The sequence below is a fragment of the Mycobacterium sp. E3305 genome, from assembly GCF_001666785.1.
Classification (GTDB): Bacteria; Actinomycetota; Actinomycetes; order Mycobacteriales; family Mycobacteriaceae; genus Mycobacterium.
The window spans coordinates 24,857-36,919 of the sequence record NZ_LZJA01000132.1; the positions used below are offsets into that span (position 1 = coordinate 24,857).

Here is a 12,063-nt window from a genome sequence, read left to right on the forward strand (position 1 = left end):
CGATTTCGGGAGGGGTGCAGATGTCCGACGCCGACGGGGGCGATGCACCGGGCCGGGGGAGGACGCGGGCCGCGCAGCGGCGGACCGACGGTGAGCTGATCCTGCTGTGGACTCTGCCCGCGGCCCTGATCCTGTGGATCACCTCGTTCCTTCTCTTCCCGGGTTTCAACCCGCCGATGTCACCGTCGATGTCCGCGGAACAGGTCGCCGCGTTCTATCGCGATCCGGCCCACCTGCCGGAGATCCGGTACAGCATGATCGTGTTCAACTGGTTCGGCGTATGCCTGATCCCGATCCTGGCCCTGATCGTGCTGCAGATCCGCCGGATGGCGCACCGGACGCCGATCTTCTCCTACGCGATGCTGGGTTGTGCGGCCGGCGGCCCGACCCTCTTCCTCGTCGCCAACGTCTGCTGGTTACTGGCCGCCTTTCGTCCGGAACGCAGCCCCGGGCTGACCCAGCTGCTCAACGACTTCGGCTGGATCACCTTCACGATCCTGGTTCCTTTCCTGATCGGCCAGAGCGTGATCCTCGCCCTGGCAATCTATTTCGATGATCAGCCGCGCCCGGTCTTCGGTCGCTGGGTGGCTTACTTCAACCTTCTGGTGGCAGCCGCATTGGTCCCCGCCGCGTTCGTCGGCGTCTCGTTGACCGGGCCGCTGGCGTGGGACGGCTTCCTGTCGTTCTGGGTGAAAAACGCTGCGATCGCCGTCTGGATCGTCGTGATGGGCGTTGTCCTGGCGCGTGCCCTATATCGCGAGCGCGCCGAGAACCACGGGCCCGCAGGCGAATTGGTTGGCGCATGAGCGCGGTGATCACACCGCCGACTTCCCCGGCCCCACCCCCCGCGGGCTCGCTGCCCGAGCGAATCCGCTGGCACATCAGGCATAACCCCAAGCGAGAACTGTGGTTGGCGTGGGGGGCCCTGATGGTGTTCTACACCATCTTTTTCCCGATGTTCTTCATCGTGGCGCAGGTCCAGCCCCCGCCGGAGCCCACCTGGGATCTCGCCACGCAGGCGCACTGGTTCTCCGAGCGCCATCTTGGGATACCGGTCGGCTTCGGCATCATCTTCGCGATCAGCGGCATGATCGCGTTCAACAATGCGATCATCGCGTACTCGATGCGGCGCATGTCGGTCAGCCGCGCCTTCGCGTATTCATATCTGCTCATCTATTCGCTCAGCGCTGTTCCCGGCATGCTGCTGCTCAACATCGCGCTGATCGTCGGCACCCTGCGACCCGAGCGCGACCCCGAGGCGATCGGCTGGCTGTACGACTTCGCCTTCTTGTCCTTCGACGGCACCATGGGGGTGTTCCTGATCGGCTCGCTGATCTGGATGGTCGCCATCCTGCTCGACAAGAATCGGGTGTTCCCCAAGTGGTTCGGGTATTTGAACCTGTGCAACGCGCTGACCGAGGTGGTGGTGGCACCGTGCTGGATCTTCCGGCGCGGCGTGTTCGCGTGGGACGGCGAGATTGCCTGGTGGCTGGACATGGTCGTATTCGGCGTCTACCAAGTCACTTTCATCGTGATGCTATTTCAAATGATCCGCCGCGAAGACTTCGGTACCGGACCACTGCCCAAGCTGCCGGCAAAAGAGGCAGCTGCCTGATGACCGAGGTGGCCGACGAGAACCAACGATCCAGATTCGTGCCCGGTCAACCCGACATGTGGGCCTTCGTGCTGTTCGAGACACTGGTCTTCACAGCGTATTTCGGCTTCTATCTGTTCTCCCGGGCTCGCGATCCCGAGCTGTTTCTGCAGTCGCAGGCGCACCTCGACCTGCGCATCGGGGTATTCAACACCCTTGTCCTGCTCCTGAGCTCGTGGTCGGTGGCGCGGTGTGTCCAGTCCGCCCGCGCCGGCGCCTACCCGGCGGCACTGCGGGACGCGTTCATCACGGCGGGGTTCGCGGTGGTCTTCCTGCTCGGCAAGGTCTTCGAGTGGGCCCGACTGGTCGGCACGGGTAACGGTTTGGGCAGCAACGATTTTTTCACCTATTATTTCTTCCTCACCGGCATCCACTTCGTACACCTGCTGATCGGTTTCGTCGCCCTCGGCGTCATCGTCTACCAACTTCGCGGGAAGGCGCGAAAAGCCCACGAAACGCGGGAATCTCAGCAGCTCGTCGAAACCTGCGCGACCTACTGGCACACCGTCGATTTCCTGTGGGTACTCATCTTCGCGTTGCTGTATGTGGTGAGGTGATCGGAATCAAATTCAACAAACGGCTGCTGGTGGTGTGGACGATCCTGGCGGCCCTGACCCTCGGCTACCTGTGGCTAGACCATTCCGCGGGCGGATCGCTGAGATCCAGCGCGGTGGTCACGTCGAGCGTCATCGTGATCGCACTTGTCAAGGTGCGCATCATTTTTCGAGAGTTCATGGAGGTGCGCAACGCTCCCGTGCTGCTGTGCCGGCTTACGGACGCGTGGGTGCTGCTGATGGGCGTCGCCCTGCTCAGCTGTTACTTCGTCGGCTTGTACCTCTGATTCAGCCCGCGACCGCGACCGCGTCCGCGGTGGTGAACGTGAGGTGGAGTTCGCTCAGGCCGCGCAGGATGTACGTCGGCTCGTAGGTGTAGCGACGCTCGGCGGCCGGGCCGTGATGGGCTTCGTCGATCTCGATGTGCGGCATCCGGTCCAGGATGCGTTCGATCGAAACGCGGCCCTCGACTCGGGCGAGCGGACCGCCCGGACAGGAGTGGACACCCCGGGCGAACGCCATGTGCTCGCGAACGTTCTTGCGGCGCAGGTCGAATTCGTGCGGGTTGGAGAACCGACGCGGGTCGCGGTTCGCGGCGCCCGGCAGGATCATCACCACCGTGCCGGCGGGGATGTCGACACCCCCGACGGTGGTGGCCTTGCGGGCCAGCCGCGAGTCGCTCTTGACGGGGCTGTCCATCCGTAACGATTCCTCGATGAACCCCGGGATCAGGCTGCGGTCCTCGCGCAGCTCCTGCTGGATGTCCGGTCGGTCACCGAGCACCTGAAGTGCCGCGCTGAGCAGCTTGGCCGTCGTCTCCTGGCCCGCGGCGAACAGGAACGTCGCCGAGCGGACCACCTCGATCACCGGGGGCGTCGACCCGTCCGGATACTTCGCCGAGGCGAGCGAGGTCAACACGTCGTTACGCGGCTCGCGCCGCCGGTCCTCGATGTAGTTGCAGAACTTGTCGTCGAGCCACTCCAGCGGGTTGATGCCGACCGACTCGTGGTCGAGGGCGCCCACTCGACCGGGCCTATCGGCACCGAGGACTGAGCGGAACTCCTTGTGGTCTTCCTCGGGCACGCCGAGCAGGTCGGCGATCACCAAGGTGGCGAACGGCTTTGAGTATTCGGCGATGAACTCGCACTCGCCGTTCTGCAGGAACTCGTCGAGCTGCCGGTCGGCCAGGCGCCACATGAACTCCTCGTTGTGCTTCAGCCGGCTGGGGGTCAGCAGCTTGGCCAGCACGGACCGGGCCTTGGTGTGGTCCGGCGGATCCATGGTGACCATGTGCTCGAACATGGGGAAGGAGCTGCGGTGCGCATCGATCTGGGCGCTGATGTCGTCGCCTTCGGGCGTGAACGGCAGCGGCGGGAACGGGCCGCCCAGCGCGACGATGTTGGAGAACGTGTCGGGATCCTTGTAGATCTCGCAGGCTTCGTCGTAGCCCGTAACCGCGACGACGCCATAGTGCGGCAGCCGCAACACCGGGTTCTGGCTGCGCAGGTAATCGAAGTAGGGGTGCGGATCGGGCACCAGAGACGGGTCGGTGAAGAAGTCGATCGACTCGTAATCGCTCATCGGATTGCGTCTCCCTGGCTTGGATTACCGGCTGTGTTCGGCGGCAGGGGCATGGGGCCGCGCGATCTCGAAACCGAAATGTGCTGAGCACCTGCTTAGCATGGCGGTAATGTCAGGGTCAAGATCGCAACGCCGGGGCAGAGCGATGACCTGGCTACGATTTGACTAGGTCGACACCGGAATCTCGAGAGCATGGAGTGACGGCATGACATCTGCTTCTGCGGCCCGCCGGATCGGGGCGCCGGACGCGAAGAATCGCGGCCTGCTGCTCGACGCGGCCGAGCAGCTGATGCTCGAAGAGGGCTATGCCGCCGTGACGTCACGCCGCCTCGCGAACAAGGCGGGGCTGAAACCGCAGTTGGTGCACTACTACTTCCGCACCATGGAGGAGCTGTTTCTGGAGGTCTTCCGCCGCCGCGCCGACGAAGGACTGCAGGCGCAGGCCCAGCTGCTGCAATCGCCGCAACCCTTGTGGGCGCTCTGGCGGTTCGGCACCGATCCGGGCTTCACCCGGATTTCGATGGAATTCATGGCGTTGGCCAATCATCGCAAGGACATGCGGGCCGAAATCGCCTACTACGCCGAACGTTTCCGCGAGGAGCAGCGCAAAGCGGTGGCCGCCGCGTTGCAGCGTTACGGCGCGGGCAACGAGGACGTGCCGGCGGTGGTCTGGACGGTGTTGATGACCAGTTTGTCGCGCATGCTGGTGCTCGAGCAGGCGATCGGCATGTCCGGCGGTCACGCCGAGACCGTGGAGTTGGTCGAGCAATACCTGCGTCGCCTAGAGGGCGAGCCGCGACCGATCGAGGATGTCCCGCCGACCTGGGTAGTTCACCAGTTGCGCAGCGAGCAGAGCACGCCTTTGGGGCCGTCCTTGGACACGACGACGGCTCCGTCCACCGCCAGATCACAGTGAAGCCCCGGCGTGCCGGGCTCGGTGCCCGTGCTCGCCACGACCATCGCGTAGTCATCGGGGTTGGACATGTCCAGGTCGAAGCTCCACGGTTTGCCCGGGCCGAGATCGACATCGACGTGCGGCGTGAAGGAGTAGGGGTTGTGGCTGTAGTCGGAGAACTTCTCCGGCTGGTGGTCCAGGTAGTAGATGTCGGTGTAGATCGGATTCTGCGCGGTGACGGTGTACTTGACGTGGTGCATCGCCGGGTCGGCGACGGCGTGCGCGGCGCTCACGACCGAACCGGTCGCACCAACCAGCAACGCCGACAGGGTCGCTGCGCCCACGCCCAATCGTCTGTCCGTCATCTCGCTCCTCCAGCCGCCCGTCCCGCACTCGTGGTGCGGTTCATGACTCGCTCCGCGGCCCGCCAGTGTGCGTCGGCGACCCACAGCCGCGCAAAGGATGCTATCGCTTCGTCGGCCGAAACCCCGCTGATTACGCGCTTTATCTCGGTCGCCGGGTGCCGGGCCAACGACCTGGCGACGGATTGCCATCCCGCGTCGAACTCCGCGCGCGGCAGCACCCGATCGACCAGGCCGACTCGTTGCGCCTCGGCCGCCGTGAGGGCGGTTCCGGTGCCGGCCAGCAACAGCGCCCTGCTCTTGCCGACGAGCGCGGCCAGCCGCTCGGCGCCGCCCCAGGCCGGCATGATCTCCAGCTCCACCTGGTTGAAGGCGATCTTGACGTCGTCGGCCGCCAGCCGGATGTCGGCCGCGACCGCGACTTCGGCGCCGCCGCCGAAGGCGTGGCCATTCAGCGCGGCGATCACCGGCGCCGGGAAGCTGGCCAATTGGTCGCATATCGCTCGCATCCGCTTGGCCATCGCCGCGGCATCCTCTTCCGTCCGCAGTGCGCGCAACTCCTTGAGGTCGCCGCCGGATACGAAGGCCCGATCACCCGCGCCCTTGATCACCAGGGCTTTGGCGCCCGCCGCCGCGTCGAGCGCCTTCTCCAGCTGCTGCATGGTGTCCAGCGCGATGGCATTGCGCGCTTGCGGGCGATCGATGGTCAGCACCGCCAACCCGTCGTCGATCTCCAGGTCCACCATGCGTCATTCGCTCCTCGGATGAAAATGCACGATATTGGCATTCTCTCGGTGCGAGAATAACATCGTCGTCGCAGGCCGAAGGGCTATCGTCAACGAAGACAGGGGTGCTCGGGTGCTGGATCGAAGCGTGGCCACGGTCGCGGCGGCACTGGCCGTCGCCGCACTTGCGGGTTGCGCGTCGCGACCGTCGACCCAGATCTCCAGCACCGCCTCGGTGACGGTCGACGGTAACGACCGAACCTTCCACATCGTGAAGTGCGGCCAGTTGCAGTGGACCCGGACGATCGACATCGGCGGCAACTTCGCCGGCGCCAAGATCGTCATCGACGAAAACGCGCAACCCGCGTCCGCCGAGTCCGTCCGCATCCAGAACCTGGGCGGGTTCAGCGGGATGTACTCCCGGGGCGACGGCGGCAACGCCGACCTGAGCGTTACCGGTGACAAGTTCACCGTCAGCGGCACCGCCAACGGCTACAAGACCGACAAACCCGGCGAGCCGGCCACCGCGACGTTCAAAATCGTCGTCACCTGCTGACCGCTCGGAACCGCAATCGGCGGGCGGCGTTGCGATTCGATGCCCGTAGAGAATAGTATTCTCGTAAATCAAGAAGGAGGATTCCATGGGCCAGTTGTCGCATCGTGAAGACGTCCCGTTCCCGATCTTTGACGCGGACAACCACCTCTACGAGCCGCCGGAGGCGCTGACCAAATACCTGCCCAAGGCGTACCAGGACTACGTCCAGTACGTGCAGGTCAACGGGCGGACGAAGATCGCGATCCGCGGCCACATCAGCAACTACATCCCCAACCCGACCTTCGAAGTCGTCGCCCGGCCGGGCGCCTGGGAGGAGTACTTCAAGTACGGCAACCCGGAGGGCAAAACCAAGCGCGAACTGTTCGGCGAGCCGATGCGCGCGATTCCGGCGTTCTTCGAACCCGGCCCGCGGCTGGAGAAGATGAACGAGCTGGGTCTGGACCGCACCCTGATGTTCCCGACGCTGGCCAGCCTGCTCGAGGAGCGGCTGCGCGACGACCCGGTCGCCATCCACGTCCTGGTCCACGCGCTGAACGAGTGGCTCGACGACGTCTGGGGGTTCAACTACCAGAACCGCATCTTCACCACGCCGGTCATCACCCTGCCGATCGTCGAGAAGGCGATCGAGGAGCTGGAATGGGCGGTCAAGCGCGGTGCCCGCTGCATTCTGGTGCGCCCGGCTCCGGTCCCCGGCTTCCGCGGCCCCCGGTCGTTCGCCCTGCCGGAGTTCGACCCGTTCTGGGAGCGCGTCGTCGAGCACGACGTCCTGGTCGGCATGCATTCCAGCGACAGCGGCTACTCCCGCTACACCTCCGAGTGGGACGGGGCCGAACAGGAAATGTTGCCGTTCCAGACCAACGCGATGGGCATCCTCAACGAGTGGCGGCCGATCCAGGATGCGGTGGGCTCGTGGGTGATCCACGGCGCGCTCTATCGCCACCCCAAGCTGAAGGTCGCGATCGTCGAGGCGGGTTCGAAGTGGATGACCCCGCTGCTCGACGGCCTCGCCGAGGTCTTCCGCAAGGCGCCGGAGGCGTTCCCGAGCGACCCCGTCGAGATGGTCAAGAACCGGATCCACGTCAGCCCGTTCTTCGAGGACGGCATCGACGACCTGATCAGCCTCGTCGGGGTGGATCAGGTGCTGTACGGCTCGGACTGGCCGCACCCGGAGGGGCTTGCGGAGCCGACGTTCTACGTCAACGCGCTGTCGCACCTGTCCGTCGACGACCAGGCGAAGATCATGGGTGGCAACCTCGGTCGGCTCGTCACGGTGTGACTGGCGCGCCGGCCGGCCAGCATTGGGAGACCATCCCCGCGATGGTCTCGAGCGCGGCGGACCGCTTCGGCGACGCGGAAGCGGTCGTCGACGGTCCGCTGCGCTTCACCTTCACCGAGATCGTCGACAGAATCCGTTGCGCAGCAGGCGCTTTCGCCGAGCTGGGCGTCGACAAGGGCGATCGCGTCGCGGTCTGGGCGCCGAATTCCGCGGAATGGATCATCGCGGCCTTCGGGCTGCTCACCGCGGGCGGTGTGCTGGTGCCGGTCAACACTCGGTTCAAGCCGGACGAAGCGGGCGACATCATCGCCCGCAGCAAGGTCAAGGCCGTCCTGGTCCAGAAGGGCTTTCTGGGCCAGGACTACACCGCGCCCGCGGGGACGCCCGTCATCGACCTGAAGTCCGACTTCCTCGCCAGCGGTGCACCGTTCGAGCGGGCGGTGAACGGCAGCGACATCGCCGACATCATCTTCACCTCGGGCACGACCGGCCGCCCGAAGGGCGCCATGATGAACCATCGGCAGACGCTGCGGATGTACGAGGAATGGGCGACGCTCGCGGATCTGCGCCAGGGTGATCGTTACTTGCAGATCAACCCCTACTTCCACACCTTTGGCCTCAAGGCCGGGCTGATCACGTCATTCCTGCGGGGCGCGACGATGCTGCCGGTGCCGGTGTTCGACGTCGACGCCGTGGTGGAATTGATTGCCCGCGAACGGATCACGATGCTTCCCGGGCCGCCGACGCTCTACCACTCGCTGCTGACCGTCGCCGACAAGTCCAAGCTGTCGACCCTGCGCGCCGGCGTGACCGGCGCCGCCGACATCCCCGTCGAGCTGGTCCGTCGCATCCATGACGAATTGCCGTTCCAGACGCTGATGACCGGATACGGCCTCACCGAGGCGGGCAACGTCACGCTGTCCCTGCCCGGGGATTCGTTCGAGGACGTCGCCACCACCGCGGGTGTGCCCTGCGACGGGGTCGAGGTGCGCATCGCCGGCGATGGCGAGGTGCTGGTCCGCGGCTACGGCGTCATGCAGGGATACCTCGACGACCCGGCGGGCACCGCCGAGGCGATCGATCCGGACGGGTGGTTGCACACCGGCGATTTGGGCCGCCTCGATGCGGCGGGCCGGCTGCGGATCGACGGGCGCAAGAAGGACATGTTCATCGTGGGCGGGTTCAACGCCTACCCGGCGGAGATCGAGGGCTACCTGCTGGAGCACCCGGCGGTGGCGCAGGCCGCCGTGATCGGGGTTCCCGACGATCGCCTGGGCCAGGTCGGCAAGGCCTTCGTGGTGGCGAAAACCCAGGTTTCCGAGGATGACCTGTTGATATGGTGCCGGGAGCGGATGGCTGGTTTCAAAGCGCCGAGATCCATCGCGTTTCTCGACGAGCTGCCGCTCAATGCGACCGGGAAAGTTATGAAGGATCAACTTCGTTGAGCGACGGCGACATTCATTCGATGGTCATCGCGTCGGACTATCGTGTTCCCGACCCCAGCCGGGTATGGCCGCTGCTCGAGCGCAGGAAGGCGGCCCTTGCCGATATCGGCGCCCACCACGTCCTGGTCTACACCTCGACGCATGACTACGGCCGGGTGCTGGTGATGATCGGAGTCCACAGTCGCGAGCCGATCGTCGAGTTGCTGCGCTCGCGCGTGTTCTTCGAGTGGTTCGACGCGGCCGGCGTCGACGACATTCCCGCGGTCTTCGCCGGCGAGATCGTGGACAGGTTCGTCCCGGAGGCCCCGGCGACTCCGGAGGCGCCCGGCGTCGTGGTCGCCGCCATCGCCTCCGTCCACGACGTGTCGGCGCTCACCGCCGAAGTCGCCTCGGCCAGGGACAGATTCGTCGCGGCCGGCATCCGCAAGACCTGGATCTTCCAGGCCTTCGACGACGAGCACGAGGTGCTGATCATGTCGGAGTTGCCCGACGAGGAGAGCGCGCGGCGGTGGATCGAGCACCCCGACGCGGCGGCCGAGTGGATGAGCGGCGCCGGGGTGGGCCCCTACCCGCCGGTTTTCGTCGGGCGATTCTCCAACATGATGCGCATCGAGGCGGACTGAGCGGTCCGCCGGAATGTTCGTCTGCCTGTGTAACGGAGTCACCAGCCAAACGGTGACCGAGGCGCTCCAAGCCGGGGCCTGCACGACCAAGGAGGTCGCGGCAGCCTGTGGGGCGGGCGCCGACTGCGGGCGCTGCCGGCGAACCGTCCAGGCGATGCTGCGATCGTCGGATCCGAACGGCGCTGCCACCCGGCCGCGGTCTTAGCGGCGAACGCTGCCGTCCGGCGACATCGGCTGGACGAGTTCGACGAGCAGGGGCGGGATTTCGAGCCGCGGCAGCACCACCTCGACGAGCACCATGCTGTCCCGGTGCGCCGCGGCGGCGGTCAGGGCGTCGTCGAGCTCACCGTACGTCTGCACCCGGAACGCCAGGTGATCGGCGACGCCCAGCGCGTTGGGGATGTCGGTCCATTTCCAGTTCACGATGTCGTTGTAGGGCGCCGTTTCCCCGTGGATCGCCCGTTCGACGGTGTAGCCGTCGTTGTTGACCACCACGATGACCGGTGACAGCCCTTCGCGCGAAAAGTTGCCGAGCTCTTGGACGGTCAGTTGCGCGGCACCGTCACCGATCAGCAGCACCGTCCGCCGGTCCGGATGTGCCACCCCGGCACCCAGCGCCGCCGGCAGCGTGTATCCGATTGAGCCCCAAAGCGGTTGGCCGATGAACGTCACGCCCTGGGGCAGGCGGTGGTCGGCCATGCCGTAGAACGAGGTGCCCTGGTCGGCGAGGACCACGTTGCCCGGTGTCAGGGCCACGCAGAGGCGGTCCCACAGCATCTCCTGCGTCAGCGGTTGATCGCGTGGCGGTGGCGGGGGCAGGGCCTCGGCGGGCGGCGACGCCACGGGCGGCGACGTGATCGCGCGGCGGGTCAAAATGGTGGCCAACGCCTCGAGCGCGGCGCCCATCTCCAGCGGAGCGAAGACCTCACCGGCCACGGTGGTTTGGTACTGCGCGACGTCGATGGTGCGCGCCGGGTCGATCCGCTGGCTGAAGAAGCCGCTGACCATGTCGGTGAACACCACGCCGGCGGTCACCAGAACCGGCGCCTCTTCGATCGCGGTGCGCACCGCCGGGACGCTGGCAGACCCGGCGTAAATGCCCAAGTAGTGGGGTGAGCTTTCGTCGAGGAGGCTCTTACCCCACATCAGCGTCGCGTAGGGCACCACGTCGGCCGCCAGCAACGCCTCGAGTTCTTTGACCACCTGCAACCGGTGCACTAGCAAGTCGGCCAGCACCGTCAGCTGGTGGTCACCGATGAGTTCGGCGGCGGCCTCAACGAACAGTGAAAGCGCGCGCGGGCTGGTGCCGCCGGTGTAGCGGGGCAGCGGGTCCGCGGGCGGTTCGGTGGGGAAGCGGGCCACGTCGGTGGTCAGCAGGATGTACCCGGGCCGCTTCTGCTCGCGCACCTCGGACAGCACCCGGTCGATCTCGCGGCGGGCGGTCGCGGGCATCAGGTTGGCTTGGGCACAGGTGATCTCGCGACTGACGCGCAAGAAGTGCTCGAAGTCTCCGTCGCCGAGCGAGTGGTGTAGCGCGCGCCGGGTGCCCTGCGCGTCCTTGGACGGGCCCCCGACGATGTGCACGACGGGCACCTGCTCGGCATAGCTGCCCGCGATCGCGTTGGCCGCCGACAGTTCGCCCACGCCGAAAGTCGTTACCACCGCGGACATTCCGCGCAGCCGGCCGTACCCGTCGGCGGCGTAGCCGGCGTTCAGCTCGTTGGCGTTGCCCACCCAGCGGATGGTCGGGTGGGCAACGATGTGGTCGAGGAACTCCAGGTTGTAGTCACCGGGAACGCCGAAGATCTCGGTGACGCCGAGTTCGGCGAGGCGGTCCAACAGGTAGTCACCGACGGTGTAGACGGGCTGGTTGTCAGGCACAAGCACGACGGTACCTCGGTCGAATTCATTCCGGCGGGCACGGCGTTTCAGTATCGTGCGGGCCATGGCACTCAAAGAATCCCGTGACATCGTCATCGAAGCCAGTCCGGAGGAGATCCTGGACGTCATCGCCGATTTCGAGGCGATGCCCGAATGGTCCGAACCCCATCAGAGTGCCGAGGTCCTCTCGACCGGCGACGACGGGCGGCCCAGCCAAGTGAAGATGAAGGTGAAGGTCGCCGGGATCACCGACGAACAGGTGGTGGCCTACACCTGGGCGCCCGACGCGGTGAGCTGGACGCTGGTGAGCTCCTCGCAGCAGAAGGCGCAGGACGGCAAGTACACCCTGGTACCGCAGGGAGACGCGACCCTGGTCAAGTTCGAGCTTCTCGCGGACCCGAACGTGCCACTGCCCGGCTTCGTCTTGAAGCGCGCGGTGAAGGGGACGATCGATTCCGCGACCAAGGCGCTGCGCGAGCGGGTACTGAAAGTGAAGAAGGGCAAGTAGCCG

General features: G+C 66.1%; 15 protein-coding genes. 11 read left to right on the forward strand and 4 right to left on the reverse strand.

Translation table 11 applies throughout. The features are described 5' to 3' along the window. Positions 1-20: 20 nt before the first annotated feature. The 4 genes from A5701_RS12325 to A5701_RS12340 are packed head-to-tail and all read left to right on the forward strand — an operon-like array spanning position 21 to position 2,495. On the forward strand, positions 21-806 hold the full coding sequence (locus A5701_RS12325) for a hypothetical protein (RefSeq protein WP_067753414.1): 786 nt from the start codon (positions 21-23) through the stop codon (positions 804-806). Continuing rightward, positions 803-1,615: a hypothetical protein gene (locus A5701_RS12330; RefSeq protein ID WP_067753318.1), complete on the forward strand. Its 813-nt coding sequence runs from the start codon at positions 803-805 to the stop codon at positions 1,613-1,615. The genes A5701_RS12325 and A5701_RS12330 overlap by 4 nt, the downstream gene beginning before the upstream one ends. Further along, positions 1,615-2,211: a cytochrome c oxidase subunit 3 family protein gene (locus A5701_RS12335; protein WP_067753321.1), complete on the forward strand. Its 597-nt coding sequence runs from the start codon at positions 1,615-1,617 to the stop codon at positions 2,209-2,211. The genes A5701_RS12330 and A5701_RS12335 overlap by 1 nt, the downstream gene beginning before the upstream one ends. Then, positions 2,211-2,495: a cytochrome C oxidase subunit IV family protein gene (locus tag A5701_RS12340; RefSeq protein ID WP_067753417.1), complete on the forward strand. Its 285-nt coding sequence runs from the start codon at positions 2,211-2,213 to the stop codon at positions 2,493-2,495. The genes A5701_RS12335 and A5701_RS12340 overlap by 1 nt, the downstream gene beginning before the upstream one ends. Position 2,496: 1 nt before the next feature. On the opposite strand, the gene A5701_RS12345 is transcribed toward A5701_RS12340, so the two are convergent. Beyond that, a complete protein-coding gene (locus A5701_RS12345) occupies positions 2,497-3,789 on the reverse strand; it encodes a cytochrome P450 (protein WP_067753324.1) in 1,293 nt (430 codons plus the stop codon). Between the two features lie 205 nt (positions 3,790-3,994). On the opposite strand from A5701_RS12345, the gene A5701_RS12350 reads away from it, so the two are divergent. After that, positions 3,995-4,705: a TetR/AcrR family transcriptional regulator gene (locus A5701_RS12350; protein ID WP_067753328.1), complete on the forward strand. Its 711-nt coding sequence runs from the start codon at positions 3,995-3,997 to the stop codon at positions 4,703-4,705. On the opposite strand, the gene A5701_RS12355 is transcribed toward A5701_RS12350, so the two are convergent. Together A5701_RS12355 and A5701_RS12360 are read right to left on the reverse strand one after the other, a co-directional pair. Continuing rightward, positions 4,621-5,004, reverse strand: a complete 384-nt coding sequence (locus tag A5701_RS12355; protein ID WP_082950159.1) for a hypothetical protein — start codon at positions 5,002-5,004, stop codon at positions 4,621-4,623. The genes A5701_RS12350 and A5701_RS12355 overlap by 85 nt on opposite strands. A 41-nt stretch (positions 5,005-5,045) precedes the next feature. Next, positions 5,046-5,792 carry an enoyl-CoA hydratase/isomerase family protein gene (locus tag A5701_RS12360; protein ID WP_067753334.1) on the reverse strand — a complete coding sequence of 249 codons (747 nt, stop codon included), beginning with the start codon at positions 5,790-5,792 and terminating at the stop codon, positions 5,046-5,048. A 115-nt stretch (positions 5,793-5,907) separates the two neighbouring features. Here A5701_RS12360 and A5701_RS12365 point away from each other — a divergent pair, with 115 nt between their 5' ends. The 5 genes from A5701_RS12365 to A5701_RS27470 all read left to right on the forward strand — a co-directional run bounded on the left by A5701_RS12365 (position 5,908) and on the right by A5701_RS27470 (position 9,876). Continuing rightward, on the forward strand, positions 5,908-6,327 hold the full coding sequence (locus tag A5701_RS12365) for a lipoprotein LpqH (protein WP_369807415.1): 420 nt from the start codon (positions 5,908-5,910) through the stop codon (positions 6,325-6,327). A gap of 85 nt (positions 6,328-6,412) precedes the next feature. After that, positions 6,413-7,603 (forward strand): amidohydrolase family protein, encoded by a 1,191-nt coding sequence (locus A5701_RS12370; protein ID WP_067753342.1) that lies wholly within the window; start codon positions 6,413-6,415, stop codon positions 7,601-7,603. Positions 7,604-7,644: 41 nt separating this feature from the next. After that, the gene (locus A5701_RS12375) at positions 7,645-9,048 is read left to right on the forward strand and encodes a FadD3 family acyl-CoA ligase (RefSeq protein ID WP_067753420.1); all 1,404 of its coding nucleotides are present in this window, start codon (positions 7,645-7,647) and stop codon (positions 9,046-9,048) included. After that, the gene (locus A5701_RS12380; protein WP_067753345.1) at positions 9,045-9,671 is read left to right on the forward strand and encodes a fatty-acid--CoA ligase; all 627 of its coding nucleotides are present in this window, start codon (positions 9,045-9,047) and stop codon (positions 9,669-9,671) included. The genes A5701_RS12375 and A5701_RS12380 overlap by 4 nt, the downstream gene beginning before the upstream one ends. Before the next feature lie 13 nt (positions 9,672-9,684). Continuing rightward, on the forward strand, positions 9,685-9,876 hold the full coding sequence (locus A5701_RS27470; protein ID WP_068016700.1) for a bacterioferritin-associated ferredoxin: 192 nt from the start codon (positions 9,685-9,687) through the stop codon (positions 9,874-9,876). Here A5701_RS27470 and A5701_RS12385 read toward each other — a convergent pair. Next, on the reverse strand, positions 9,873-11,618 hold the full coding sequence (locus tag A5701_RS12385) for an alpha-keto acid decarboxylase family protein (RefSeq protein WP_369807414.1): 1,746 nt from the start codon (positions 11,616-11,618) through the stop codon (positions 9,873-9,875). The genes A5701_RS27470 and A5701_RS12385 overlap by 4 nt on opposite strands. Here A5701_RS12385 and A5701_RS12390 point away from each other — a divergent pair. Further along, complete coding sequence (locus A5701_RS12390) at positions 11,617-12,060, forward strand: SRPBCC family protein (RefSeq protein WP_067753348.1); 444 nt, start codon at positions 11,617-11,619, stop codon at positions 12,058-12,060. The genes A5701_RS12385 and A5701_RS12390 overlap by 2 nt on opposite strands. The last annotated feature ends 3 nt before the right edge of the window (positions 12,061-12,063 follow it).